This is a genomic window from Streptomyces sp. NPDC059477, assembly GCF_042749375.1.
In the GTDB taxonomy this organism is placed as follows: Bacteria; Actinomycetota; Actinomycetes; order Streptomycetales; family Streptomycetaceae; genus Streptomyces.
Map to the genome: position 1 here is coordinate 1 of NZ_JBHYUG010000079.1, position 26,028 is coordinate 26,028.

Annotated in this window: 20 protein-coding genes, 2 pseudogenes and 2 riboswitches; of the genes and pseudogenes, 13 read left to right on the forward strand and 9 right to left on the reverse strand. The window is 73.2% G+C overall.

Annotated elements, in window-relative coordinates; all coding sequences use genetic code 11:
* Positions 1-74: 74 nt before the first annotated feature.
* A complete protein-coding gene (gene htpG, locus ACFXAZ_RS29895; protein WP_384597491.1) occupies positions 75-1,973 on the reverse strand; it encodes a molecular chaperone HtpG in 1,899 nt (632 codons plus the stop codon).
* A gap of 218 nt (positions 1,974-2,191) precedes the next feature.
* On the opposite strand from htpG, the gene ACFXAZ_RS29900 reads away from it, so the two are divergent.
* Both ACFXAZ_RS29900 and ACFXAZ_RS29905 read left to right on the forward strand, forming a co-directional pair.
* Positions 2,192-2,893: a hypothetical protein gene (locus ACFXAZ_RS29900; RefSeq protein ID WP_384597493.1), complete on the forward strand. Its 702-nt coding sequence runs from the start codon at positions 2,192-2,194 to the stop codon at positions 2,891-2,893.
* Between the two features lie 102 nt (positions 2,894-2,995).
* Positions 2,996-3,571, forward strand: a complete 576-nt coding sequence (locus ACFXAZ_RS29905; protein WP_384597495.1) for a DUF6506 family protein — start codon at positions 2,996-2,998, stop codon at positions 3,569-3,571.
* A gap of 46 nt (positions 3,572-3,617) precedes the next feature.
* Here ACFXAZ_RS29905 and ACFXAZ_RS29910 read toward each other — a convergent pair whose 3' ends face one another.
* Positions 3,618-4,826: a cytochrome P450 gene (locus tag ACFXAZ_RS29910; protein ID WP_384597497.1), complete on the reverse strand. Its 1,209-nt coding sequence runs from the start codon at positions 4,824-4,826 to the stop codon at positions 3,618-3,620.
* A 481-nt stretch (positions 4,827-5,307) separates the two neighbouring features.
* On the opposite strand from ACFXAZ_RS29910, the gene ACFXAZ_RS29915 reads away from it, so the two are divergent.
* The 3 genes and pseudogenes from ACFXAZ_RS29915 to ACFXAZ_RS29925 all read left to right on the forward strand — a co-directional run bounded on the left by ACFXAZ_RS29915 (position 5,308) and on the right by ACFXAZ_RS29925 (position 8,333).
* Positions 5,308-5,961, forward strand: a complete 654-nt coding sequence (locus tag ACFXAZ_RS29915) for an NAD(P)-binding oxidoreductase (protein ID WP_384597499.1) — start codon at positions 5,308-5,310, stop codon at positions 5,959-5,961.
* Positions 5,962-6,019: 58 nt separating this feature from the next.
* A pseudogene (locus ACFXAZ_RS29920) lies at positions 6,020-6,861 on the forward strand (class I SAM-dependent methyltransferase).
* Positions 6,862-7,151: 290 nt separating this feature from the next.
* Positions 7,152-8,333, forward strand: a complete 1,182-nt coding sequence (locus ACFXAZ_RS29925) for a cytochrome P450 (RefSeq protein WP_384597534.1) — start codon at positions 7,152-7,154, stop codon at positions 8,331-8,333.
* Positions 8,334-8,630: 297 nt separating this feature from the next.
* On the opposite strand, the gene ACFXAZ_RS29930 is transcribed toward ACFXAZ_RS29925, so the two are convergent.
* The 3 genes from ACFXAZ_RS29930 to ACFXAZ_RS29940 form a co-directional block, all read right to left on the reverse strand.
* Positions 8,631-9,335 carry a (2Fe-2S)-binding protein gene (locus ACFXAZ_RS29930; protein ID WP_384597536.1) on the reverse strand — a complete coding sequence of 235 codons (705 nt, stop codon included), beginning with the start codon at positions 9,333-9,335 and terminating at the stop codon, positions 8,631-8,633.
* Positions 9,336-9,463: 128 nt separating this feature from the next.
* Positions 9,464-9,970: a (2Fe-2S) ferredoxin domain-containing protein gene (locus ACFXAZ_RS29935; protein WP_384597501.1), complete on the reverse strand. Its 507-nt coding sequence runs from the start codon at positions 9,968-9,970 to the stop codon at positions 9,464-9,466.
* Positions 9,971-10,260: 290 nt separating this feature from the next.
* Positions 10,261-10,357, reverse strand: a riboswitch (cobalamin riboswitch).
* A gap of 187 nt (positions 10,358-10,544) precedes the next feature.
* Positions 10,545-11,573, reverse strand: a complete 1,029-nt coding sequence (locus ACFXAZ_RS29940) for a ferric reductase-like transmembrane domain-containing protein (protein ID WP_384597503.1) — start codon at positions 11,571-11,573, stop codon at positions 10,545-10,547.
* Positions 11,574-11,962: 389 nt separating this feature from the next.
* Between ACFXAZ_RS29940 and ACFXAZ_RS29945 the strand changes: the two genes are divergently transcribed.
* The 8 genes and pseudogenes from ACFXAZ_RS29945 to ACFXAZ_RS29980 form a co-directional block, all read left to right on the forward strand.
* Positions 11,963-12,916 (forward strand): hypothetical protein, encoded by a 954-nt coding sequence (locus tag ACFXAZ_RS29945; protein WP_384597505.1) that lies wholly within the window; start codon positions 11,963-11,965, stop codon positions 12,914-12,916.
* The gene (locus ACFXAZ_RS29950; protein ID WP_384597507.1) at positions 12,913-13,935 is read left to right on the forward strand and encodes a cysteine synthase family protein; all 1,023 of its coding nucleotides are present in this window, start codon (positions 12,913-12,915) and stop codon (positions 13,933-13,935) included. The genes ACFXAZ_RS29945 and ACFXAZ_RS29950 overlap by 4 nt, the downstream gene beginning before the upstream one ends.
* The gene (locus ACFXAZ_RS29955) at positions 13,932-15,176 is read left to right on the forward strand and encodes an ATP-grasp domain-containing protein (RefSeq protein WP_384597509.1); all 1,245 of its coding nucleotides are present in this window, start codon (positions 13,932-13,934) and stop codon (positions 15,174-15,176) included. Before ACFXAZ_RS29950 ends, ACFXAZ_RS29955 begins: the two co-directional genes overlap by 4 nt.
* Positions 15,169-16,410: an MFS transporter gene (locus tag ACFXAZ_RS29960; protein WP_384597510.1), complete on the forward strand. Its 1,242-nt coding sequence runs from the start codon at positions 15,169-15,171 to the stop codon at positions 16,408-16,410. Before ACFXAZ_RS29955 ends, ACFXAZ_RS29960 begins: the two co-directional genes overlap by 8 nt.
* 6 nt (positions 16,411-16,416) lie before the next feature.
* A complete protein-coding gene (locus ACFXAZ_RS29965) occupies positions 16,417-17,166 on the forward strand; it encodes a class I SAM-dependent methyltransferase (protein WP_384597513.1) in 750 nt (249 codons plus the stop codon).
* 59 nt (positions 17,167-17,225) lie between these two features.
* Positions 17,226-17,409, forward strand: a riboswitch (cobalamin riboswitch).
* Between the two features lie 29 nt (positions 17,410-17,438).
* On the forward strand, positions 17,439-18,473 hold the full coding sequence (locus tag ACFXAZ_RS29970; protein ID WP_384597515.1) for an ABC transporter substrate-binding protein: 1,035 nt from the start codon (positions 17,439-17,441) through the stop codon (positions 18,471-18,473).
* Positions 18,470-19,570, forward strand: a complete 1,101-nt coding sequence (locus ACFXAZ_RS29975; RefSeq protein ID WP_384597517.1) for a FecCD family ABC transporter permease — start codon at positions 18,470-18,472, stop codon at positions 19,568-19,570. Before ACFXAZ_RS29970 ends, ACFXAZ_RS29975 begins: the two co-directional genes overlap by 4 nt.
* Positions 19,567-20,337: pseudogene (locus ACFXAZ_RS29980) on the forward strand (ABC transporter ATP-binding protein); the annotation flags it as partial. The gene ACFXAZ_RS29975 and the pseudogene ACFXAZ_RS29980, both read left to right, overlap by 4 nt.
* Positions 20,338-21,247: 910 nt before the next feature.
* Here ACFXAZ_RS29980 and ACFXAZ_RS29985 read toward each other — a convergent pair.
* From ACFXAZ_RS29985 to ACFXAZ_RS30000, 4 genes are all read right to left on the reverse strand, one after another.
* Positions 21,248-22,255, reverse strand: a complete 1,008-nt coding sequence (locus tag ACFXAZ_RS29985) for a Ppx/GppA family phosphatase (protein WP_384597519.1) — start codon at positions 22,253-22,255, stop codon at positions 21,248-21,250.
* Between the two features lie 149 nt (positions 22,256-22,404).
* Complete coding sequence (locus ACFXAZ_RS29990; protein WP_384597538.1) at positions 22,405-24,072, reverse strand: VanW family protein; 1,668 nt, start codon at positions 24,070-24,072, stop codon at positions 22,405-22,407.
* A gap of 379 nt (positions 24,073-24,451) precedes the next feature.
* The gene (locus ACFXAZ_RS29995; RefSeq protein ID WP_384597520.1) at positions 24,452-24,820 is read right to left on the reverse strand and encodes a GntR family transcriptional regulator; all 369 of its coding nucleotides are present in this window, start codon (positions 24,818-24,820) and stop codon (positions 24,452-24,454) included.
* Between the two features lie 2 nt (positions 24,821-24,822).
* On the reverse strand, positions 24,823-25,770 hold the full coding sequence (locus tag ACFXAZ_RS30000; protein WP_384597522.1) for a DUF1648 domain-containing protein: 948 nt from the start codon (positions 25,768-25,770) through the stop codon (positions 24,823-24,825).
* Positions 25,771-26,028 lie beyond the last annotated feature (258 nt).

A 26,028-nucleotide genomic window follows, 5' to 3' on the forward strand; every position in this document is an offset into this window, starting at 1 on the left:
TGTTATTGAACCCGCCCCCCCCGAGATATACCCCCCCACTCGCGGCGGCAGCGACCGTTGTGTATACGACACAGCTACAGCGCGCGTTCCAGCCGTTCCGCCACCAGCTTCACGAAGCGGCCCGGGTCGGCCGGCTGGCCGCCCTCGGCGAGGATGGCGAGGCCGTAGAGGAGTTCGACGGTCTCGGTGAGGGCCGTGGCCTCCTCGCCCCGGCCGTGGGCCTCGTTGAGGGCCTTCACCAGTTGGTGCCCCGGGTTGAGTTCGAGGATGCGCTTGGTCTTCGGGACCTCCTGGCCCATCGCCCGGTACATGTTCTCCAGGGCGGGGGTGAGTCCGTCGGCGTCGGAGACGACACAGGCGGGCGACACGGTGAGCCGGGAGGAGAGCCGGACGGCCTTGACATCCTCGGCGAGCCGCTCGGTCATCCAGGCGAGGAGGGCCGCGTACTCCTCGGTCCGCTTCTCCTTCTCCGTGTCGGCGATCTCGTCGTCGTCCGCGCCCAGGTCGATCTCGCCCTTGGTGATCGAGCGCAGCTTCTTGCCGTCGTACTCCCCCACGGCGTCGACCCACACCTCGTCCACGGGGTCGGTGAGCAGCAGCACCTCGATGCCCTTGGCGCCGAAGGCCTCCATGTGCGGGGAATTCTCCAGGGCCTGCCGGGAGTCGCCGGTGATGTAGTAGATGTCGTCCTGGCCGTCCTTCATCCGCTCGGCGTACGCCGTGAGGGTGGTCGGCTCCTCGGCGTCGTGGGTGCTCGCGAAGGAGGAGGCGGCGAGGAGGGCGTCACGGTTGTCGGGGTCGGTGATCAGCCCCTCCTTGAGGACGGCGCCGAACTCCCGCCAGAAGGTGGCGTAGCGGTCCGGGGCGGAGACCCTCATGTCCTTGACCGTGGACAGGATCTTCTTCGTCAGCCGGCGCTGCATCATCAGGATGTGCCGGTCCTGCTGGAGGATCTCCCGGGAGACATTGAGGGAGAGGTCCTGCGCGTCCACGACGCCCTTGACGAAGCGCAGGTAGGGCGGGAGGAGTTCCTCGCAGTCGTCCATGATGAAGACGCGCTTCACATAGAGCTGCACACCGCGCTGGTAGCCCTGGGTGAACAGGTCGTGCGGGGCGTGGGAGGGGATGTACAGCAGCGCCTGGTACTCGAAGGTGCCCTCGGCCTGGAGGCGGACGGTCTCCAGGGGGTCGCGCCAGTCGTGGCTGATGTGCTTGTACAGCTCGTGGTACTCGTCGTCCGACACCTCGTTGCGCGGCCGGGCCCACAGCGCCTTCATCGAGTTGAGCGTCTCGGGCTCGGGGGTGTCCTCGCCGTCCCCCTGCTCGGGGAGGAGCCGGACCGGCCAGGTGATGAAGTCCGAGTAGCGCTTGATGGTCTCCTTCACCTTCCAGCGGTCGGTGAAGTCGTGCAGCTGGTCCTCGGGGTCGGCGGGCTTGACCCGCAGGATGACGGAGGTCCCCTGCGGCGCCTCGTCGACGGCTTCCAGGGTGTACGTCCCCTCGCCCCGGGACGTCCAGCGGGTGCCCTGGGTCTCACCGGCCCGGCGGGTGAGCAGGGTGACCTCGTCGGCGACCATGAAGCTGGAGTAGAAGCCCACCCCGAACTGGCCGATCAGCCCGTCCGCCCCGGCGCCGTCCTTCGCCTCCCGCAGTTCCTTCAGGAACGCGGCCGTGCCCGAGTTGGCGATGGTGCCGATCAGCCGGGAGACCTCGTCGTACGACATCCCGATGCCGTTGTCCCGCACGGTGAGCGTACGGGCTTCCCTGTCGATGTCGATCTCGATGTGCAGGTCGGAGACATCGGCGCCGAGCGTGTCGTCGCGCAGGGCGGCGAGACGCAGCTTGTCCAGCGCGTCGGACGCGTTGGAGACCAGCTCTCGCAGGAAGACATCCTTGTTCGAGTAGATCGAGTGGATCATCAGATGGAGCAGCTGACGCGCCTCTACCTGGAACTCCAATGTTTCAGTCGCCATGGTTCGCGAGTACCTCACAGGTCCACTGTTCGACGGAGCTTGTCACCAAAAGTTTAGTGATGTTCGGGGGTGCCGTCCGCTCGTCCGCCCGTACGGATCAGGCCATGGTCGAAGGCGGGCCCGACGGCGGGGCGTTGTCAGTGGCCGCCTCTAGCATTTTGGGTGTCGTCATCTCCGGCCGAGTCCCCTCACGGCCGACGAACGAAAAGGTGCATCCCATGCACGGAGTGCCGCTGACCCGACGGGTCATCGAGGCCGTGCGCCGCGAACCCGAGGCGAGCGCGCTGCCGTATCTGCTGCCGTATGTGAACATCCCCTGGGTGGAGGGCGGTACGGCCAGGCCCCTGCCCGCCGACGTGCTCGCCCGGGCGGTGTTCCCGTCGGGACGGCCGCTGCCGCCGAGTCTGCGGGCCTGGCTGGCGTTCGACATCAGCCTGCTGGAGCGGCACAAGTGGTTCACCGCCGACGGTGAGTTCGCGCCGCGGCCGATCGATCAGGTCGTCGACGATGAGATGGGCGAGGGGTGGAGCAAGGAGTTCGCCTGGCTGGCCGGGCACCTGCCCGAGTGCTTCCTGCTGCCCGGCGGGTCCGACTCCCGCCGCATCCTCGCCGTCACCGAGCCCGACGACGAGGGGGAGTACCCGGTACTGGCCCTCGATCTGGGCGACCTGCCCTACCTGGGGCTGATGTACCCGGGCTTCGACGTGTACCTGGCCGACACCGCCGGTCTGCTGGACACGGGCGAGCGCGGCGGCTACAGCGATCTGATCCGCCATCACACCTACGGCCCCCGGATGCGCCGCCATGCCGCGCGGTGCTTCGCCGGAGCGGACTGCGTGGAGTACCCCTTCGAATGCACACCCCTGTACGCGCGCCTCCATCCGGCGGCGGCGCCGGGCAGGGCCGGGGGCGGCGGGTGAGGCCGACGCTGTCCAGCCGACCGGCCGCGTGCGACCACTGCGAGCGGGTCCCTCGGGGAGAAGATGGCCCGGAGAGAGCCACAGCGTGGAGAGGAAGCCATCATGGCCGGTGACAGGGCGATCATCTTCCGGGCGGAGGAGCCGGGTGACCCCGGGGCACCCGGTCCGGATCCGGTGCGTACCGGACCGGACGGCGCGGCCACGCACATTCTCACGGCCGCCACCCCCGCCGCCGCGGCGGCCTTGGCGGCCGAGTACGCGGACCGGGGGGTGACCACGATCGAGCTGTGCGGTGCCACCGGATATCTGTGGACGGCCGAGGTGGAGGCCGCCGTGCGCGGCCGGGCGCGGGTGCGTACCGTGCTCTTCGGGTTCGAGTCCCTCGTCGATGTCGCCCGGTTCAAACAGCGCGCCCTCGCGGGCGAGGCCCAGCGGGAGCTGTTTCTGTACATCCAGCCGGGCGCCGACCCCGGCACGGACCGGTTCCTGCGCAATGCGGGCGCCTCGGCCTTCGTCGCCGTGCCGGAGGCGGGTGCGGGGGCGGCGGTCGCGGCCGAGTTCGCCGACTCCGTCCGGTTGATCGAGCTGTACGGCGTGTGGGATCCGGAGTCGGTGGCCGCCGTGATCAGGGCCGTCGGTGAGCGGGTGCCGGTGGGGGTGTGCGGCTCCTCGGCCTGATCCCACCCCCGCCGGTCAACCTGTCACCACGTCACGACGTACGTCGTCACCACGTCACCGGCAGGGTCAGTGGGAAGCGGCGGATGGTCTCCGTGTCCCAGCGGACGTCCTCCGGGGCGATGGCCAGGCGCAGGCCGGGGAAGCGGGTGAGCAGGCCGGTGATCGCGGCGTCGAGTTCCGCGCGGGCCAGCGGAGCGGCGACGCAGTGGTGGCCGCCCCAGCCGAAGGTCATATGGGGGTGGGTGGGCCGGTCCAGGTCGAGGGCGTGCGGGTCGGGGAAGACGGCCGGGTCGCGGTTGGCGGCCAGGTAGGAGACATGGACGTAGTCACCGGCGCGGATGAGGGTGCCCTCGACCTCCGTGTCCTCCAGCGCGACGCGGGGAATGCCCACGCCCTTGCGGAAGGGGATGTACCTCAGCAGTTCCTCCAGCGCGGCGGGGACGCGGGCGGGCTCGCGCGCGAGTGCGGCGCGCTCCTCCTGGCGGGTCAGCAGCAGGTAGGCGATGTTGCTGATCTGGCAGGTGGCCGTGTCGTTGCCGCTGAGGATCAGGGTGACGGCCAGCACCGCGAGTTCGTCGTCGCTCAGCGGTTCCTGGCCGTCGGGTACGGCGGCGGCGATCATGGCGCTGAGCAGGTCCGGGCCGGGTGCGCGGCGCCGGAGCAGGACGAGTTCGGCGAAGTAGGAGCGCAACTGCGCCTTGGTCGCGCCCTGGCGGGCGTCGGGGGCCGTGGACAGCAGGCGCATGGTGTGGTCGCGCAGTTCGTCGCGGTCGGCCTCGGGGACGGCCAGCAGTTCACAGATCGTCAGATGGGGCAGTGGCACCGCGAGCCGGGTCACCAGGTCGGCGGGCGGTCCTGAAGCGGCCATGTCGGTGAGCAGATCGGCCACCGCGCGGTCCACGGCCGGGCGCATCGCGGCCACCCGGTCGCGGGTGAACGCCACCGCCGCCGCCTGCCGCAGCCGGGTCGCCTGCGGCGGGTCGGCCACATTGACCGACTCCGGCGAGACGATGGGCTCCGGGGTCATCCTCGGATAGTCCCGTCCCACGATCGCCGCCCGGCTGAAGCGGGCGTCGCACGTCACTTGGCGCACCCCGGCGAAGCTGGTCACCAGCCAGGCCCCGGTCTCCCCGTACGGCAGCCGGATCCGGCTCACCGGGCCGTTGCTCGCCAGCTCGGCCAGTGCGGGATCGAAGTCCAGCGCGTCGCTGAAGTCGAAAGGACAGGCGAGTACCGGCGGGTCTTGGGACAGCATGAAGCTCCTTCGGGCACGGGCGGGCACAGCTGTCATCAAGTCTCCGGCCAGGTCATCCCGGCGGGTACCGGCGTGCGGAAGCAGCCCCCGCGCTCGGCGCCGCCGCCGCACCACCGGACCCCGCCCCGCGCGCGGCACCGGACGCTGCCCGCGACGGGGCACACACCTGTCGGGCCTCGCCCCAGGCATACGGGCCTCAGGCTTCCGGCGCGGGCGATTCCCCGAGCCGTCGAGCTGGCGCATCAGCGTTTCCATGTCCCAGCCGATCCATCCCTCGGCGAGGAGACCATCGGTGACGCGGTACGGCTCCGGGCTGGAGAACCGGACGCACCGGCCGGTGGTGGGGAGGCCGCGGAACCGGACGGCGGCGCGGAAGCCGGAGGACGGGGGGCGGGGTTACGGTGGCGGTCCGGGCGCCATGGGGTGTGCGGGCTCCGGGAGCCCGGCCACGCCGGACGCCGTTCGACCCCGTGGAGAGGCGATGTTCATGAAGGTCTTCCAGATCGGTGCCGCCGGAGGTGTCGGGCGCAGGCTGGCGGCGCTGCTCGCGGCGCGGCGCGATGAGGTGACCGGGATGCACCGGGCGCCCGCGCAGGCCGGTCCGATCCGTGCGGCCGGTGCCACACCGGTCCCCGGGGACCTCGTCCGGGACCCGGTGGAGGACCTCGCGGCGAAGCTCGCCGGGCAGGACGCCGTCGTCTTCTCCGCCGGGGCGCACGGCACCGGCAGGGAACAGACCACGCTGATCGACGGCAAGGGGCTGGAGAAGGCCGTGGAGGCCACCGAGCTGGCGGGGGTGCGGCGGTTCGTGCTCGTGTCGGTGTTTCCCGACGCCCTGCGCGACGGGCCGCGCAACGACGGCTTCGAGCACTACATCAAGGTCAAGAAGTCCGCCGATGTCCGGCTCACCCGCACCGGCCTGGACTGGCTCATCGTCCGCCCCGGCACGCTTGTCGACACCCCGGGCACCGGCCTGGTCACCGCCGGACCGGCCGTCGAGTACGGGGACGTACCCCGTGACGACGTGGCCGCCTTCATCGCGGCGGCGCTGCACGAGCCCCTGCTGAACCGGGCGATCGTGGAACTCACCACGGGCGACACCCCGGTCGGCGAGGCGATCGCCGCGCTGGTGTGAACCCATCGGACGCGCGCGAGGGTGCTCAGGGGCGGGCTCGGCCCGTAGCGTGGCCCGTATGCGCGACGATCTCACGGGTGCCCCACGCGACGACCGGCCCGCGGAGTCCCGACGGGTGGGGCTGAGCCGGACCTTCGACGAGGACGCGGAGCTGTACGACCGGGCCAGGCCCGGCTATCCGGCCGGGCTGTACGACGATCTCGCCGAACTCGCGGGGACCGGGGACGGCTGCCGGGTGCTGGAGGTCGGGTGCGGTACCGGTCAGGCGACGGTGCCGCTCGCGGAGCGCGGGTGCCGGATCACGGCCGTGGAGGCGGGGGCGCGGATGGCGGCCGTCGCCCGGCGCTGGCTGGCGGGTGCGGCGGGGGTGGAGGTGGTGACGGCGGGGTTCGAGGAGTGGCCGTTGCCACGGGAGCCGTTCGACGTGGTGCTCGCGGCGACCTCGTTCCACTGGATCGACCCGGCGGTACGGGTCGCCAAGGCCGCCGACGCGCTGCGTCCGGGCGGGGCGCTGGCCGTCGTACGGACCCAGCATGTGCGGGGCGGCAGCGAGGAGTTCTTCGTCGAGGTGCAGCGCTGTTACGAGCGGTTCGACCCGGCCACTCCGCCGGGGCTGCGGCCCGCGGGGGCCGACGGGTTCGACGGCTCGGACCATGCGGAGGAGGTCGCGCGCGGCGGGCGGTTCGGGCCGGTCGAGTTCCGCCGCCATGAGCGGGAGATCACGTACACCACCGCGGAGTATCTGGACCTGCTGCGGACCTACTCCGGTCACCGGGCGCTGCCCGGGCCGCGCGGGACGGGCTGCTGGGGTGTGTCGCCGGGCTGATCGACGGCCGGTACGGCGGCCGGGTGACCAGGCGGTATCTCATCGAGCTGGCGGTGTGCGTCCGGTCCGGCTGAGGGGGCTGTGAGGGATGGTGTGACCGACAGGCCGCCGGTCTCCAGGGGGCGGTGTCGGCCTTTGGTCCCGGGTCGGGTGCCGCGCCGGTCGGGCTCTCGGCGCCCGCCGGGTGGTGGCGGCGACTGGCCGGGTTCGCTCGCTTCCCCGGACTCCCGGGCGGGAAGGAACCCCCCGGCAGATACTCGGCAGCGTCTTCGGCGCGAGGGAGGTGCCGCTCGTGGGCGGCGAGTTCGGCGAGTCCGATGGGGACAGCGAGCCCGGCGGGGGCAAGGGGTACGGGTTCCGGCGGATCGAGCGCGGCGGGGCGGCGGCCGGGTGTCCCGTCGTGCGGGGCGATGACGGGGTCTGGGAAGTGCGCGGGTACGACGAGGCGCGTGCCGTGCTGCGCAGTACGGCGACCGTCCAGGCCGGGCTCGGTATCGAGACCGTGGAGAAGCTGCCGCCGAGCATCCGTCGGCCGGTGCTCTACCGGGACGGGCCCGAGCACCGGGAGCACCGTCGGCAGACCGCGCGGTTCTTCACCCCGCGGCGCGTGGACGAGCACTACCGCGAGGTGATGGTCCGGGTCGCGGAGGCGCGGCTGGACCGGCTGCGGGCCGACGGGCGGGCCCGGCTGTCCGAGCTGAGTTTCGATCTCGCCATCGAGGTGGCGTGCGCGGTGATCGGTCTGACGGACAGCAGGCCCGGCATCAAGAAGCGGCTGGAGAGCTTCTTCCCGGAGCGGTTCGGCAGGCCGGGGCTGACCAGCCTGCACGGTGTCTACTGGATGGCGCGGCTGAACACCAACTGGTTACGGGTGTACCTCGGCGACGTACGCCCGGCCGTGCGGGCCCGGCGGCGGGCCCGCAGGGACGATCTCATCTCCCACCTGATCGACGAGGGCTGTTCGTCCGGTGAGATCCTCGGGGAGTGCCTCACGTTCGCGGCGGCGGGCATGGTCACGACCCGTGAGTTCATCAGCGCGGCGGCGTGGCATCTGTTCTCCGAGGCCGAGTTGCTGGCGCGCTACCGGGCGGCGGACGAGCCGGAGCGGCTGGCGGTCCTGGGCGAGATCCTGCGTCTCGAACCGGTCGTGGGCAGGCTGAGCCGCCGGACCACCGCGCCGCTCGATCTGCCCGGTGCCGGGGGTGAGCCGGTGACCGTACCGGCCGGGGAGCAGATCGACATCCTTCTCGACCACACCAACGTCGATGAACGGACCGTGGGGTCCCGGCCGCGCTGCCTGCGCCCCGGCCGGGACATGGCGGACGGGGCCGGGGCGCCGGGGCTGTCCTTCGGTGACGGTCCCCACAAATGCCCGGGGCTGCACATCGCGCTCCTGGAGACGGATGTCTTCCTCAGCCGGCTGTTCGCCCTGCCGGGGGTTCGGATGGCGGCGCCGCCCACGATCGGTTTCATCGACGGCATCGGCAGCTATGAGCTGCGGCACTGTGTCGTGGAGGTCGACGCGGACACCCGGCCGGTCGGCTGAGCGCCGGCACGCGGCGGGCCGGACGGCCGGTGGTGCTACGGCTGGTTGCGACGGAGACGTCATCCTCGATCAGCAGCACATGGGGCATGCCGCCGATTGTGCGTGACGGTTTGCGCTGCTCAGGGCCCTGGTTGCGGGCCGGGGTGGTCGGGGCGGCGCATTGTTGCGCGTTCATCATGTGCGGGCGGGGCCGACGGGGTGTGTACGCCGGTCCGGTCCCGGCACGGGCCGTGCGGGCGGGCCCACTCGGCGAGCAGGCACTGAGGAACCTTGCTCGGCCGGGGGCCGCCGCCCGGGTCAGTCCGCCGCCAGGCAGCAGTCGCCGCATTTCGCGCCCGCCGGGGTGCGGTAGTAGAGGCAGCAACTGCGGCGGCGGAAGGCCAGGTCGGGGCCGGTGAAGTGGCCGGTGCCCGCGAGTCGTCCCCGGGTGAGGAGGTCGCCGGTGAGGGCGGTGAGCCGGTCGCGCCGGTCGGGGTGGGCGGCCAGCAGGGCGCGCGCCGCCTCGGCCAGGGCGGAGGCGGCGTTGCCGTCCAGCAAGCGGGGGGCGACCTTGACGCGGAGTCCGGCGGCGAAGGCCCGCAGGTGGCCCTGCACCTGCTCGCCGAGTGCGCCGGCGGGGTCGGGCAGCCGGTCGGCGTACCAGCCGGAGGGGCGCGGCAGCCGCAGGGCCGGGCCGTCGTCGGCGCGTTGGACGGCCGTCAGGTCCGGGACGATGCCGTGCAGCAGCGTGCACGCCAGCGCGGGCGACCACAGCCGGGCGGCGTGTCCGAGGTGGGCGATGGAGACGCCGATGCGCGCCTCGTGGGTGCGGTGGCGGGCGGCGACGGACCGGGCGAGGTCGGTGAAGCCCCGCGCGTAGGAGTCGGTGACGCGATGCCAGCCCTGTTCGGGACCTCCGACGGGGAGCACGAAGAAGCCGCCGAGCGCGGATACGGCGTCCAGGGCGGCGGCGACTTCGGCGGCGGGCGCCTTGGCGGTGACGAGCGGGGGCTCGACGGGCACCTCGACGGTCACCCGGGGCCGCTCGACAAGCACCTCGGCAGTCACGCGGGGCCGCTCGACGGGCGCCCTGGCGGTCACGCGGGGCGACGCGGCGAGCGCCTCGGCGGCCACCCGGGGCGGGTCGGCGGTCACGACCCCTCCCGCAGGGCCGCCGGGCGGCGCCGGGGTGGTGTGAACGCGTACAGGCCGAGGATCTCCGGCGGGGGCGCGAGGCCGGGGCCGCCCGCCCTGACCCAGGTGAGGATGTCCTCGGTCGCGCCGGGGTCGTTGACCAGCCCCAGCCACACCGGCCTGCCGCCCGCCGCCCGGCCCGCCGCCGACGGCTGGACGACCACGACATTGGCCTGGTCGCAGACGTCGAGACAGGTGGAGACACGGACGGGGGCCCCGGTACGCAGACGGGCGGCCTGGGCGGCGTGATCGACTCCGGTCACCTTGGGGCTGCCGCAGCAGCAGTCCCGGCAGACGACGATCCGGCACGGGGCCGCCGGGGCGGCGGTCTTGGGGGCGGCGGCATCCGGGGTTGCCCCGCCGGGGGACGGCTGGGATGCGGCGGCCTCCGGCACCTCCCCACCGGGAGACGGTCGGGACGCGGCGGCCTCCGGTACTTCCCTGGCGGGGGACGGCCGGGACACGGTGCCTTCCGACGCCTCCCCGCCAAGGGGCGGCCGGGACACAGCGACCTCCGACACCTCCCCACCGACAAACCGCCGGGGCACGGCGGCCTCCGACGCCTCCCCGCCAAGGGACCGCCGGGATACGGCGGTGGTCTCCGAGGTTCCTCCGCCGCAGCACGGCGGCGATACGGCCGCCGCCGGGATCTCCCCGCGGCTGGGCGGCTGTGGGGTCGGTGTGGTGGGCACGCCACGCCCTCCCTCTCTCCGGGGAGGTCCGCCCCGGTGGTCCGTCGAGGAGGCGACAGCGTGAGTGTCTGGCTCTCGGAGCGCCCCGCCCGGTAACCGGCCGGGGTGCGCTCATCGATCACAGTGGCGGGACCGCGCCGGATTCGCACCGGCTTCCTCGGACCGCTGTCGCCTGGTCGCCGGTCATCCTCTCATCCGACCGGCCCGGGTCCCAGAGGGCCTCCAGGCGCCGGACGGCCCCGGGCCCCCGGAGCGTCACGTCTCCCGGAGGGTCACGTCCTCCGGAGCCTCACGCCCCCACGCCCCCACGCCCCCGAGGGCCCACGCCCCAAGGCCCCCGGCGCGTTCACTCCGTCTCGTGGGCGTGCGGGCTGGCCGCCGGGGGCTCGGCGGGGCGTTCCCGGCCGCCGTCGCGCCCGGAGACCACGACGACGATCAGGCCGATCACGACGGCCGCGGCGGCGATCCGCCCGGCGGCCCGCAGCGCCCAGCCCGGCAGGGAGCCGCCCCGGCGCGGTGCGCCCAGCCGTTCGGCGCGTCTGGCCGGGCTCAGCAGCCGGATCAGCAGCAGGACGGCGATGGGGAGTTGCAGCAGCCACAGCGCGGTGCGCGGCCAGGAGCCGTACCAGACATTCGTGCCGTACAGCAGGGTGTGCCAGACGCTCAGCACATAGACGACGATCACGAAGCGGTGCAGCCGGCGCCAGGTCGCGGCGCCGATGCGGTGGCGGACGTAGAACAACAGGCCCAGCGGGATCGCGAGATACAGGGCGCCCTGGCCGATGGGGATGGCGGTGCGGCCGGTCCCGGAGTCGTACCAGCCCGGTACGAAGGAGTCGGCAAAGCCCGCCCACAGGCGTCCGGCCCAGCCCAACTGGTCCTCGTAGCGCACGAGTTCGGCCGCGAACATCAGGGCGTGCGCGAACATCAGGGCCATCGTGGTGAGGCTCGTGGTGCGGTGCCAGCGTTCCAGCCGCTGGTGGGAGACGGGCAGCCGGGAGGTGCCGGGCCCGGACAGCAGCAGGCCGAACATGACCGTGCCCCACGCCCACAGCAGGCCCGACCAGCCGAACGCCTGGCTGAGCAGGTACATCCAGTACTCGCGGGGGTCGCTCATGAACGGCATGATCGCGACGGTGTCCCCGGTACCGGACTCCATACGGACCCAGAAGAACACGAAGACGGCGGCCGTGACGACGATCGCCGCGCTCGCGTCGGGTATCGCGGCACGCAGATCGCCGCGCAGGGCGACCCGCTCGGCGGGGCGCCGCTCCGGGGCATCGGGCGGAGCCGTCGCCCCGGTCTCCGGCGCGGTCTCCGGCGGAGTCTCGGGGGATGTCTCCGGCGATGTCTCCGGTGGCGTCTCTGGCAGCATTTCGGGGCCTCCCGGCAGCACGGACCGGCAACGGGTATGGGGCACGTGTGGTGTCCGAGACCTCAGTCTGGACTAGTCCATTCACGATCATCGAGTCCAAATCAGGCCAGCACTTTTGCGCCATTTTTGGTCGGGGTGTGACCGGATACCGGACGGCCATCGGCCCGACCGCGCGCGCCCGTTGCATATCTCCCGCCTCATTTCAACCCACTGCATCAGGACAATCGAACGCATCAGGACAACCCATGGATGCTCCCCTGCCGCAGCGGCTTGCTCCCGCCTACGCTCAGGGATGCCGCACGGCGTACGCATCGCCGCATCTCGCGGTACGTATCGCCGCACCTCGCTCCCGGTCGCGGTTCGGCTCGGACCAGGAGGAGGACCCGTACGTGACCACACGAGTGCCCGTCGTCCGGGCGGGCCGGCCCCGGTCGGCGCCGGGGGACACCGAGGGTTCCCCGGCGGCGCGCGAGCCGGTGACCCGTACCGTGTCCGGGGTCTGCCACGGCACCCTGGGCGAGCTGTATCAGGGGCCGTTGCGGGCGGGGCCCGAGCCCGACATCGCGCTCGTGTCCTTCCCCGTGGACCGGCACGCGTGGGTGCACTTCACGCCGGACGGGACCGCACAGGGCCCGCCCGCTTCCGTCCTCGGAGAGAAGTCGGCCGCTGCCGTCCGGCTGTTCCTGGACCGCTTCGGGCTCACCCTGCCGCCCGGCCGCTTCAGCGCCCACTCCGATCTGCGGGTGGGCGTGGGGATGGCCAGTTCGACCGCCGACATCGTGGCGACGCTGCGCTGTCTGTTCCGGCTCTTCGGCCTGCCCTACGACCTGGAGGTGGTGCTCGGCGTGCTGGCGGCGATCGAGCGGGCCGACAGCGTGTTCCTGGACGAGTTCGCGCTCCATCTCAGCGGCCGGCACCGGGTGGTGCGGCGGCTCGGTACCCGGATCGGCTTCCACACCGCGTACATCACCGAGCCCGGCACGGTGGACACCGCCGCCGTCACCGAACCGCTGCTCGCCCACTACCGGCGGCGCGGGACGGAGTACGAGCGGTGCCTGGACGCTCTGCTGAAAGGGTTCTCCACAGGTGATCCGGGGGCCGTGGCGCGGGCGGCGACCGGCAGTGCGGTGCTGTCCCAGGAGGTGCTGCCCAAGGCGGCGTTCGACGCCGTGCTCACCGAGCGGGAGCGGTTCGGCGCCGACGGGGTCTTCGTCGCGCACACCGGCTGTCTGATCGGCTATCTCTTCGCCCGGCGCCCCGGCGCCGACGTCAAGTCCGAACTGTCCGCGTTCTTCCACTCGCTCGGCCACCAGTGCACATTCGCCCAAGGAGGCTACGGGTGATCCACCCCCACATCGCCGACGCCCTGAAGGTTCCCGACCTGGTACGGCTCACCGACGGCCTGGTGCTGATCCGGTTCGAGTCGATGAAGATCTACTCGGCGCTCGCCGCCGTCCGCCGGCTGCTGGAGCGGGGCACGGTCCGCCCCGGGCAGACCCTGGTCGACAGCTCCAGCGGCATCTACGCCTACGCGCTGGCGCTGGCCTGTCACCGCTACGGCATGCGCTGCCACATCGTCGCCTCCACCACCGTGGACGCCACCACCCGGGCCCAGCTGGAGGTGCTCGGCGCCACCGTGGAGCAGGTCCGGCCGTCCCGCAATCTCAAGCTGGACCAGGAACTGCGGGTGCGGCGGGTGCGGGAGATCCTCGCCGACCGCCCCGACTGCCACTGGATGCGCCAATACCACGACGACGTCCACTACCTCGGCTATCACGAGGTAGCCGACCGGATCACCGCCGCGTTCCCCGGCCGGCCGCTGGCCCTGGTCGGCGGGGTGGGCTCGGGCGCCTCGACGGGCGGCATCGTGGAACGGCTGCGCGCCACGGACCCCTCGGTGCGGCTGGTGGGCGTGCAGCCGTTCGGGAGTGTCACCTTCGGCAGCCAGGACCATCACGACCCGGAGGCGATCATCGCCGGGATCGGCTCGTCGATCGTGTTCGACAACGTCCGGCACGATCTCTACGACGCCCTGCACTGGATCGACTTCACCCACGCCATGGCCGGGGCCGTCGCCCTGCTGCGCGAACACGCCGTGTTCGCCGGACTGTCCACCGGCGCCGGATATCTGGCCGCCATGCACGAGGCCCGCCGCCACCCCGACCGGCTGCATCTGGTGATCGGCGCCGACACCGGGCACCGCTATGTGGAGCGGGTCTTCGCCCGGCACGCGGAGGCCCTCAACCCGGCCGTGCTCAAACCCGTCGAGATCTCCGGCGCCGGAGAACTGGCCATGCCCTGGTCGACCATGGCGTGGCGGCGCACCCCCTGCCCCGCCGAATGGAAGGAGCGGGCGGCATGAGTGTCGTACTGCTGGAATCGCTCACCTTCGGCCTCGGGCACCTGGTCCGCGCCGCCGACGCGCTCGGCGAGCGGCTGGTCCTGCTGACCCGCGATCCCGCCTACTACGCCTACGAGCTGGAGCGGCTGCCCGCGCACGCGCTGGACGTGGTGGAGACCGACACCTTCGACGTGGAGGGCGTCGCGGAGCTGCTGGGCCGCACGCCCGAGCTGCGCGGGCTGATCAGCTCCACCGACACCTGGATGCTGGTCGGCGCCGAACTGGCGGCCCGGTTCGGGCTGCCCGGACTCGACCCGGACGTGCTGCGGCTGACCCGTGACAAGGCGGCCGTGCGCAATCTGCTGTACGAGGCCGGGCTGAGCCGGGGCCGGGCCCTGGCGGCGGACGGGCCGGGCGGGGACGTACGGGAGCTGCTGCTGAAGGAGATCGGTCTGCCCGCCGTGGTGAAGGACTCGGCGGGCACCGGGAGCCAGAATGTGTGGCTGGTGCGGGACGAGGCCGAGCTGGACGCGGCGCTCGCCGAGTCGGCCGGGCGGACCCTCAAGGGCAGGCTGTTCGCGGAGCCGTACTTCGGCGGGCCGGTGTACAGCGCCGAGACCCTCACCTGGGCGGGCCGGACCCGGCTGCTGGGCGTGTCCAGCCGGCTGATGTCGCCGGAGCCGTACTTCCGCGAGGAGATCACGGCGTTCCCGGTGGCGTTTCCCGAGGCGCTGCGCGGCTCCCTGGAGGGGTGGCTCGACGCGCTGCTGGCGGCCGTCGGGTACACCGACCGGTTCGCGCATGTGGAGTTCGTGCTGACCGCCGATGGGCCGGAGCTGGTGGAGGTCAATCCACGGATCGGGGGCGCGCTGGTCGGCGAGGGACTGTGCCGGGCGCTGGGGGTCAATGTGTACGAGGCGATAGTGGAGACGGCGCTGGGGCGGCGGCCCGGGCTGCTGGACGCCGAGCCGCCGGGCGGTCCGGCCGTGGCGTTCGTGCTGGGGTATCCGGCCGCGCCGGGCGTGTTCAGCGGGGTCGCCGGGCTGGAGCGGCTGGCGGAGCTGCCGGGGGCGCCCGCCTGGTTCCCGGTGAAGCGGGTCGGCGACCCGGTGGAGCATCTGGCGGACAGCCGGGGCTACGCGGGGATCGTGTACGCGGAGGCGGAGACCGCCGAGCTGGCGACCCACCGGGCGGTGGCCGCCGCGAACGCCGTACGGGTGCTCACCGAGCCGTTCGCGCCCGGGGCCGCGTCCGGTGAGTGAACGTGCCAAGGGCCGGGCGGGGCTGGGGCCGCTCGACGGGCCGCTGCGGTTTCTGCTGCTCAGCTCGTTCCTGATCCCGCTCGGCAGTTTCATGGTGCTGCCGTTCATGTCGGTGTTCCTGCACGAGCGGCTCGGTATGGGGCTCGGCACGGTCGGCGTGGTGCTGGCGGTGGCGTCCCTCGTGCAGTTCTCCGGCGGGATCGCGGGCGGGGCGCTCGCGGACCGGATCGGGCTGCGCCGCACGATGCTGTGGGCGCTGATCGTCCGTACGGCCGGGTTCACCGGGATGCTGCTGGCGCTGCGCTGGCCGCCGCTGGCGGTTCCGGCGCTGGTCCTGACCTGCTGCGGCGCGGCCCTGTATCTGCCCGCCAACAAGGCGTATCTGGTACACGGGGTGGCCGACGAGCGGCGCCCGGCGTTCCTGTCGGCGGGCAACGCGGCCCTCAACGCGGGCATGGCGGTGGGCCCGCTGATCGCCGGGCCGTTCGTGCTGTCCTCGCCGGGCTGGCTGTTCGTCGCCGTCACCGCCCTGTTCCTGCTGGTCACGGCCGGGCACACCCGGCTTCCGGCGGTCGGGGAACGCCCGCCGGGCCAGCAGCCGTCCCGGCAGGGCCTGCTGACCGGCGTGGCGGCGCTCCCGTTCGCCGCCAACCTCCTTGCCTTCTATCTGTACTTCCACTTCCAGCACTTCCTCGCGGTGTACGCGGTCGAGCGGGCCTCCAGCGAGTTCTACAGCCTGGTCCTGCTGCTGTGCTTCGCGCTGGTGATCGTCGTCCAGCCGCTCGCGTCGGACCTGATCCGGCGGATGCCGTACGCCCTCGCCCTCGGCGTCGGTTTCGCCGGGCTCGCGGCGGGGCTGGCGGTGCTGGCGATCGGCAGCCGCCCGGCGCTGCTGGCGGGCGGGGCGCTGATCACGCTGGGCGACATCGTGCTGTTCCTCAAGAACGACCTGGAGGCACTGGCGCGCAGCCCGCGCTCGGACGCCGTCGTCTTCGGTCAGCAGCGGCTGGCGGCGGGGCTGGGGGCGGGCGCGAGCGGGGTGCTGGGCGGGCAGCTGTACGGGGCCGGGGAACGGGCCGGGGACACCGGCTGGTTCTGGCTGCTGGCCGCCGCGCAGTGTCTGCTGCTGCCCTGGCTGCTGGCGCTGCTGCGCGGCCCCGCGACCCGGGACGCCCCGGCCGCCGTACCACCCGAGACCCCCTCCCCCACGGTGCCGACGACGAAGGAGCGATGAGGCCGAATGACACGGACCGGCGGGTTCCAGGACGACGACTTCTGGACCGAGTTCCATGACTTCCTGTTCTCCGAGCAGCGCCACACCCAGGCCGCCGATCTGCTCGGCAGCTCTCCGCTGCTGGACTTCCCGGCCGGGGCGCGGGTGCTGGACCTGTGCTGCGGTCCGGGCGTGTTCACCGTGCCGCTGGCCCGGCGCGGCTACGCCGTGACGGGGGTGGATCTGAGCCCGGCGATGCTGGAGCGGGCACGCAAGCTGGCGGCCGACGCGGGGGTCGGCGTCACGTACGTGCGGGCGGACGCGCGGGAGTACACGGCGCCGGGCGGCTTCGATGTCGCCCTCAATCTGTTCACGTCGTTCGGGTACTTCGAGGACCCCGCCGACAACGCGCGGGTGCTGCGCACCCTGCACGACTGCCTGGCGCCCGGCGGAACGCTGCTGCTCGACCTCGCGGGCAAGGAGCTGCTGGCCCGCCGGGTCACCCCGCCGAAGGTGGTGACGCGCGGCGAGGATCTGATGGTGCAGACGGACACCGTGCTGGACGACTGGGCGCGGCTGCGCAGCGACTGGGTCCTGGTGCGGGGCGAGCGGGTCACCCGGGCCACGCTGGTGTGGTTCGTGTACAGCGCGGTCGAGCTGCGGCGGATGGTGGCGGAGGCCGGGTTCGGCCGGGTGGAGGTCTTCGGCGGCTTCGACGGACGGCCCTACGACGAGAACGCCGAGCGGCTGGTGGTGCGGGCGACGCGGCAGGACTGAGGCGGCGACGCGCCAGGGGCGGGGGGTGTGATCCCCCTGACCTTTTGGCCCGGACTGTGCGGAACGTAGTATCACGAGGTCAATAGCCGCGACGGGAGACAGGAAGCCGGTGTGAGTCCGGCACGGTCCCGCCACTGTGACCGGGGAGTGCAACCCTTCGACATGCCACTGCGCGACGCGCGGGAAGGCGGGGGGAACGTCGATCCGGGAGTCAGGACACTGGCCTGTCGCGGGCCCGTTTTGAGGAGCGCGGACTCCCCAGGAGGCTCAACGTGTACGACGGCATGTCCCGTCCCGCCCTGTCCACCCCTGCCCGCCGGCGGCTGCGCGCGGCGGCGCTCGCCCTGTCGGCGGCGCTGCTGGCCGCCGGCTGCGGCTCGTCCGGTGGTTCCGGCGCCGATCCGAAGGCTTCGGCCGCCCCCGCCGACGGTTTCCCCGTCACCATCGACAACTGCGGAGTGAGCACGACGTACGACGCCCCGCCCGAGCGGGTCGTCACCATCCACCAGCACCCGGCCGAACTGATGCTCGCGCTCGGGCTGAAGGACCGTATGGTCGGCACCGCCTTCCCCGACTCGGCGCCGCTGCCCGAACTGGCGAAGGACTTCGAGGCGATCCCGGAACTGGCTCAGAAGGAACCGTCGTTCGAGACGGTTCTCGACGCCGAGCCCGACTTCGTCTACGGCGGCTACGGCAGCGCGTTCGCCGACAACGAGGGCCGCTCCCGTGAGGCGTTCGCCGACGCGGGCATCGACACCTATCTCAACCGCGAGTACTGCGAGGGCGCGGCGTCGGCCACGATGAAGGACACCTACGACGAGATCCGCACCATCGGTGAGATCTTCGGGGTGTCCGAGCGCGCCGACGCGCTGGTCACCGACCTTGAGGGCCGGGTCGAGGCGGCGTCCGCGGCGGTGGCGGGCGAGGAGCGGGTGCCGGTGTTCGTGTACGACAGCGGCGACAAGTCCGCGTTCACGGCGGGCGGCAAGGGGCTGGGCAGCGAGCTGATCCGGCTGGCGGGCGGCGAGAACGTCTTCGCCGATCTCGACGAGGTCTTCGGGGACGTCTCCTGGGAGCAGGTCGTGGAGCGCCGGCCCGAGGTCATCGCCATCTACGACTACGCCGGGGCGGGCAGCGTCGAGCGGAAGAAGGAGTTCCTGCTCGCGCAGCCGGCGCTGGCCGACGTCCCGGCGGTGAAGAACGAACGGTTCGTGGTGCTGCCGCTGACGGACACCCTGGTCGGGGTGCGGTCGGCGTACGCGGTCGAGGATCTGGCCCCGGCGCTGCACCCCGAGAGCTTCCGGTGACGCTCGCCGCCACCGAGCGGGCCGCCGGGTCTCCCGGGGGCGGGCCGAGGGCGGGCCGGGCGACGCTCGCCGCGACCCTGCTGGTGCTCACCGCGCTGTTGGTGCTCTCGGCGACGGCCGCGCTGGCGATCGGCTCGGTGCGGGTGCCGCCGGGGCAGGTGTGGGGCATCGTGACGCACGCGCTGGGCGCCGGGTGGGTCGAGCCGGACTGGTCCGGGGCGCGGGAGACCATCGTGCTGGATGTGCGGGCGCCGCGCGTCCTGCTCGGCGCGGTGGTCGGCGCCGGGCTCGCGGTGGTCGGTACGGCGATGCAGGCGCTGTTGCGCAACCCGCTGGCCGAGCCCTATCTGCTGGGGGTGTCCTCCGGGGCGTCGCTCGGGGCGGTCGTGGTGATCGTGTTCTCGCTGACCTTGTTCGGGGCGGTGTCGCTGTCGGTGGCGGCGTTCGCGGGCGCGCTCGGCGCGCTGCTGCTGGTGTACGCCACCGCGCGGACCGGCGGGCGGATCACCTCCGTGCGGCTGGTGCTGTCCGGGGTGGCGATCGCGGCGGTGCTCACCGCGGCGACGAACCTGCTGCTGCTCACCACCGAGCGGGGCAATCAGGCGCGCGAGGTGCTCGCCTGGACCCTCGGCGGTCTCGGCGGCGTCAACTGGGGCACGCTGTGGCTGCCGGCCGGCGCGCTCGCGGTCGGTGTCGGGGTGCTGCTGGTGCAGGCCCGGAATCTGAATCTGCTGCTGGCCGGTGAGGAGGCGGCGACCACGATGGGGCTGGACGTGGGGCGGTTCCGGGCCCGGATGTTCGTCCTGCTGTCGCTGGTCACCGGGGTGCTGGTGGCGGCGGCCGGGCCGATCGGGTTCGTCGGTCTGATGCTGCCGCACATCGTCCGGCTGTTCGTGGGCGGCGATCACCGCCGGGTGCTGCCGACGGCCGCGCTCGGCGGGGCCGTCTTCCTCATCTGGGCCGATGTCGCCGCCCGGACCGTCGCCGCGCCGCTGGAGATCCCCGTCGGGGTGCTCACCGCGCTGTGCGGCGGGCCGTTCTTCCTGTGGCTGATGCGCCGGGACGCCCGGCGCGGCACGGATCGAGGAGCCGTATGAGCCCCGCCGAACTCGTCGTCGACCAGGTCACGCTGTCCGCCGGCGCGCGCCGGCTGGTGCGGGACATCTCGCTGACCGCCCGGCCGGGCGAGGTGGTCGGGCTGGTCGGCCCCAACGGCAGCGGCAAGTCCAGCCTGCTGCGGGCCGTGTACCGGGTGCTGCGGCCCGACTCCGGTGAGGTGCGGGTGGACGGGGCCGACGCCTGGACGCTGCCGGTGCGGGAGCTGGCGCGTACCGTCGCGGCGGTCGTGCAGGAGGCGGGCGCCGACTTCGATCTGACGGTCCGCGAGGTCGTCGCGATGGGCCGCACCCCGCACAAGAGGCTCCTGGACGGCGACACCGCCGACGACGCCCGGCTGATCGAGTCCGCCCTGGACACGGTCGACGCCGCCGAGCTGTCCGCCCGCTCCTTCGACCAGCTCTCCGGCGGCGAACGCCAGCGGGTCCTGATCGCCCGCGCGCTCGCCCAGCAGCCCTCGCTGCTGGTGCTGGACGAGCCGACCAACCACCTCGACATCCGCCACCAGCTGGCCGTCCTCGGCACCCTGCGCGAACTCCCGGCGACGGTTCTGGTGGCCCTGCACGACCTCAACCTCGCGGCGTACTACTGCGACCGCCTCTACGTCCTCCACGAGGGCCACGTCACGGCCTCCGGCCCACCTGGTGAGGTCCTCACCCCCCGGCTGCTGGCCGAGGTGTACGGGGTCGCGGGCGAGGTCACGATCCATCCCCGCACGGGGGCACCACAGGTGACGTTTCTTCCGGCGCGGGTGGGGGTGGGGGGCGGGACCCCCGGCGCGGGGAGGACGGGGGCCGGGGCTGCCGACGCGGGGAGGACGGGGGCCGGAGCTGCCGACTCGGGGAGGACGGGGGCCGGGGCTCCCGGTATGGCGGGGGCGGACGGGGCGGCTGGGGACCGTGATCCGGCGGGGGCGCGGGACGCGGCGGGGTGAAGAGGGCTCGCCGGCCGGGTTGGCGGGGCTGGGCTGGGCTGGGCTGGGCTGACGGGGGGTGCTGAGCCAGGTGGCGCGGGGGTGAGCGCCTGCGCGGCGGCGCGGGCACCGGTCCCGGTGGACCGACGGGCGGCGTGCCGGATGCCGGGCAGGAGCGCGCCGACCGGGAACGGGTCGGCCGCGCCGGGGGCGCGCTTCAGGGACCTGGGCCGGCGCCCACGGGAGCGAGGCGGGCGCCCGCCCTGCGGCACGGACCCGGTCCCTGCGGGCCAGCGGGCAGCACGCCCCGAGCCAGGCGCCAGCCTGCCGACCGGAAACGGGTCGGCCGTGCCGGGGCACCCTTTACGAACCCGGTGCGGCACCGCGCGGGAGCGAGGCGGGCGCCCGCGCTGCGGCACGGACCCGGTCCCCGCGAGCCAACAGGCAACACGCCCCGGGCCGGGCGCCGGCCCGCTTACCGGAAACGGGCGAGCCGCGCCGGGGCACCTTTCCGGAACCCGGTGCGGCACCGCGCGGAAGCGAGGCGGGCGCCCACCCCGCGGCACGGACCGGCTCCCGACGGGCCAACGGGCAGCACGCCCCGGGACGGGCGCCGACCCGCCCTCCAGGAACGGGCCCGCCGTGCATGGAGTGCGCCGCAAGAACCCGGGTCGGTGACGCGCGGGGGCGGGGCGCACGCCCGGCGGTGTGGATGTCGGGCGTGGTGTGAGGGGGCCGGGGTGGTTCATGGGGCCGGTTCGGGGCTGCGTGGGGGTGGGACGGAGGTGGGTGTGGTGTCGATGGCGTGCCGGGTCATGTCCTGCCACCAGTGCGGGCCGTCTTCCAGGTGTCGGAGGAGGATGCCCTCGCGAAGGGCCCAGGGGCAGACCGCCAGGGATTTGAGGCCGCTCAGTTTCATCGCGGTGTGGCCGACGATCGCGCCCGCGAGGCTCTGGCGGGCGCGCGGCGCGGAGATGCCGGGGAGGGCGGAGCGGCCGGTGGCGGGCAGTTCGGCGAGCCGGTCGATGGCCGCGCGCAGCTCGCCGCGGCGCAGGTCGCGCCCGACGAACGGGCCCCGGCGGCCCGGGGCGGCGCCGCACAGCCGGGCCAGTTGCTGGAACGTCCGTGAGGTGCCCACGGCGGTGTGCGGATGCTCCCAGCGGATCCGGGCCCCGGCGTCGCGCAGCTGATGGCGTACCTCGCGGCGCAGGGCGAGGATCGCGGGCGCCGCCGGCGGGTCGGCGTGGGCGAGGTACTCGTCCGTGAGGCGGCGCGCGCCGAGCGGCAGGGAGATCGCGAACTCCGGTGTCCGGCCCCGGCCGAAGGCGACTTCGAGGGTGCCGCCGCCGATGTCGAACAGGGCCAGCGGGCCGGCGCGCCAGCCCATCCAGCGCCGTACGGCGAGGAAGGTCAGCTCGGCCTCCACCTCGCCGGGCAGCAGACACAGCCGTACCCCGGTACGGGCGTGCACCGCCGCGAGCACCTCGGCGCGGTCGGGCGCGTTGCGCACGACGGCGGTGGCGAAGGCCAGCGGCTGCGGCGCGCCCCAGTGTCCGGCCGTCCTGGCCGCCTTGGCCACGGCCTGCACCAGCTGCTCGGTGGCCGCCTCGCCGAGGCCGCCGTCGGCACCGACCTGTTCGGACAGGCGCAGTTTCCACTTCGCGGTGTGGACGGGCAGCGGTACCCCGTCCTTGGTGTCCGCCACCACCAGCCGCACCGTGTTCGATCCCGCGTCAATCACACTCAGCCTCATCGGCGTTGCGTACCCGGAGCCGTGCCGGTGATGCGTACACGCATGCCCTCTTGGCGGGCGCGATACGAAGCCGGCACGGGTCCGGGAGCGGGTTTCGGTCAGGGGCTGCCGGGCGACGCGGGACCCCGGGGGCAGGGGACCCCAAGGGGTCAGCTGTCGCAGACGACCTCGTCACGGGGGACGTACCGGGTGTTGAAGGTCTCCCGGCCGACCTCCTTGCCACCGTTCTCGAAGACCCGGTCGACGGCGACGTCGAAGCCTTCGAGCGGGGTCTGCGGCACGCACTGCTCGGCGGCGCCCTCACGGGTGCCGGGCTCCTGCACATTGGTGCGCGGGCCGGTGACGGACTCCACGGAGTCGTACTTCTTGGTGCCGAGGAAGCTGATGGTGATGGAGGTGTCGGTGGCCTGGGCGTCGATGTAGATGGCGTTGCCCGAGTCGTTGCGGAACTTCAGGTCGAGGCTGCCCCAGGCGACGGTGGCCTCGCGGCCCTCCGGGTAGCGCTCGATGTAGAAGGAGTGGGCGCCGTACTCGACGGGGTCGACGCCCGCGAAGAAGACCGCGTTGAAGATGGTGGTGGCGACCGCGGAGACGCCGCCGCCCGCCGCCATCTCGAACTGGTCGTTGTTGATGATGATGCCCTCGACGAAGCCGTTGGCCTCGGTGCGCTCGCCGACGGTGCCGTTCATGCTCCAGGTCTCGCCGGGCAGGACGAGGGATCCGTCGATGAGTTCGGCGGCGCGGCCGATGTTGGTGACGCGGTACGGCTCGGGTTCGAAGTCGACGGTGAAGGTGGACATCTGTTCCTTGATGCCCAGCGCGTCGAGGTTGTCGGCGGAGAGCTTCGGCTTGACCTCCTCGACGGCGACCGCGCCGGTACGGGCCGTGCCGGTCTTGGTGAGCAGGGGCTGTACGGCGTCCTTGAGGGCCTTGGCCGTGACCTCCTGCCCGGATCGGCCGCCGGAGGCGACGACGACCCGGCCGCCTTCCATGCGGAGCTTGGCCTCCTCGGCCTCGTCGGTGGCCAGGGCCAGCGGGCTCGCCACCGCCGGGTCGGCGAGGAGGGCGGCGCCGTCGAGCGTGGGGACGAGCTTGTTCGACTTGTCCGGCTTGACGGTGAGGTGCTCGCCGAGGGTGACCGGGCTGATCTCCACGCGTCCGGCGCTCGTGGTGAGGGTGACGGGGCCGGACATCGCGGGCCGGGCGAACTCCTCCAGGGCGCGGTCGACCTCGTCGGCCCCGACGCGGGGCTCGGTGGTGTCCACCGGGAGCCGGACAGGCTCCGCGGCCGTGCCGGGGATCACCGAGGACAGCGCCCCTACCGCGCCGTCCACGTCGAGGGACTGGCCGGTGACCGGCTTCACCTGGGTCACCTCGCCCTCGCTGAAGCCGATCGCGCCATCGCGGGCCTCGCGGGCGTGGTCCTTCGCCAGTGCGGTGAGCGCGGCGCGGGTCTTGTCCCGGTCGATCCCGACGACCGGTTCGACATCGCGGTCGGGGCTGGTGAACAGGCGGCCGATCACCGTGAAGGGGCCGTTGCCCGAGCGGGCGGCCTCGGTGACGGTCGCCTCGCTGTCGAGCGTGAGGCCGGCGGTGCGGGCGTCGACGGTGGCGTTCTCGTCGCCGACCCGGACCGGTATGGGCTCGGCCCACGCGTCCCCGAGGCCCTTCTCCAGGGCCGCCCTGGCCTCCGTACGGCTCATGCCGCCGATGTCCACGCCGCTCACCCGGACGCCGTCGGGTACGTCGTCGCCCGCGGCGAGCAGACCCACGAGGTAGAGCCCGCCGAAGCCGACACCGGCCGCCACGCCCGTCACGAGCGCGGCCCGGCCTATTCGGCGCCGGGCGGCCCGGGAGGCGTCGGCGGTGCCGTCGGTGTCGGCGGGCTGACCGGCGGGGGCTGAGCGCGGCACGGGGTCTCCTCGTCTGTGGCGGTCGCGGCGGGTGGCGAATGGTGGGCGCCGTCGCGGCGCGCGGCCCCTCTCGGGAGAGCGGGTCGCGCGCGGTGATGATATGAGAATCTATGTGGTGATTCCGTAAGCTCTGTCACCGCCCCCCGCTCCATGGGCCCGGTCCCCGCCGTCACTCGGGTGTCGTTACCCCACTCCGGACCGCCTCAGCCACCCCGGACCGCCTCAACCGCCCCCGCCCCGACCGGGCTCAGCCACCCGTGGCGTCCCGGCCGCCCGCCCCGGGTCAGGCTTCCCCGCCGCCCAGTCCGGTGCGGACCAGGGTCAGGAACTCCTCGTCGGTGAGGCCCAGCTCGCGGGCCTGTCCGATGAGGGCGTGGACGCCCTCGGTGAGCCGGGCGCGGCCCGCCGCGTCGGGAGCGGCGGTGATCACCGCGCCCCGTCCCCGGCGCAGCTCGATCAGGGACTCGTCCCGCAGCCGCTGGTAGCCGCGCAGCACGGTGTGCACATTGACGCCCAGCGAGTCGGCGACCTCGCGGGCCGGTGGCAGCCGTTCCCCCGGAACCGCCGTACCGTCGGCGATGGCTCCGCGCACACAGGCGGCGATCTGTTCGCCGAGCGGCACGGGCGAGCCTGGGAGGACCCGGAACAGCATCCTCAGCCACGCTCCCCGGCACGCCGCTCGACGAGCGCGTTGAGCAGGGCCGCCGCGGTGGTCGCGTCGTCGACGGTGACGACGTACTCCCGCCCGCCCGTCGTACGGACCGACAGGGCCTCCCCGGAGCGCAGCACCACTCCGCGCCGGTCGGGGCGGACCCGGTAGCCCCAGCCGCCGAAGTCCCCCACGGCGTGCACCCGGACGCTTCCGGCGCGCTCGACCCCCGTGAGCGGCAGCGCCAGCCGGGGCCTGGGCAGCAGGGTGGAGGCCACGGTGACCCCGCGCCGGTCGACGGTGACCCGGACCGCGCCGGACGCGGCGCAGGCGAGGCCGAGGACGAGGAACAGCGGCCCGCTCCACCAGGGTCCGAGCAGCAGGGCGAACAGTCCGCCGAGCGCCATGAGGGCGGCCGGGCAGAGCAGGGCGGGCGAGCGGACCGTACGGCTCCACGCCGCCGCCTCTCCCTCGGCCAGCGGCAGCGCGGGGACCGGCGGCGTGGTGGCGTGGTCGGGACCGGCGTCGATGAGCCGCCAGACCACGGCGGCGGTGGTGAGGCCGGCGAGCAGCAGTACGGCCACATGCCAGAGCGGCAGCCGCACGTCCGCCGGGTCCTGGACGCCCGTGTTGACCAGGACGGTGATCACCAGCGGGTAGCCGAGCGTGACGGCCGTGCCCGCCCCGGCCGCGGCGGGCAGCCGCGCCTTCGCGCCCCCTCCCGCGGTCACGGTCAGCACGGTGAAGAGCACGCCGAGCCCGACGAGCAGACCGCCGCCGGCCCACAGCGCGGCGGTCCGGCTCATGAAACCGTCGGCCGTGCCGCCGCCCGAGAAGTGGGTGGCGATCCGGTCGGGCAGCCGGTCGTAGCCGGCGAGAAAGACACCCAGGTAGGCGACGGTTGCCACCCCGAACGGAACGGCCGGCAGGGCACACCTGCGAAGGGCTGTCATCCGAGTCCCCGTTCTCATGATTCGGTGTTCGTTGGCCAATGGCCATTGGCCATTGGTTGTTGGTTGTTGGTTGTTGGTTGTTGGTTGTTGTTCATTGGTTGTTGTTCGTATTGAAGTAGAACAATAGAAGCATACGTCAGAGTGCCCGCCGCTGGGCAAGCCCCCGTGGCCGGTCCCCTTCTCACACCGGGCGCCACCGTCCCGTGCGCGGGCCGTAACGCCGTTCCCCGTCGCCGTGTGACGGAACGGAAATTCGGT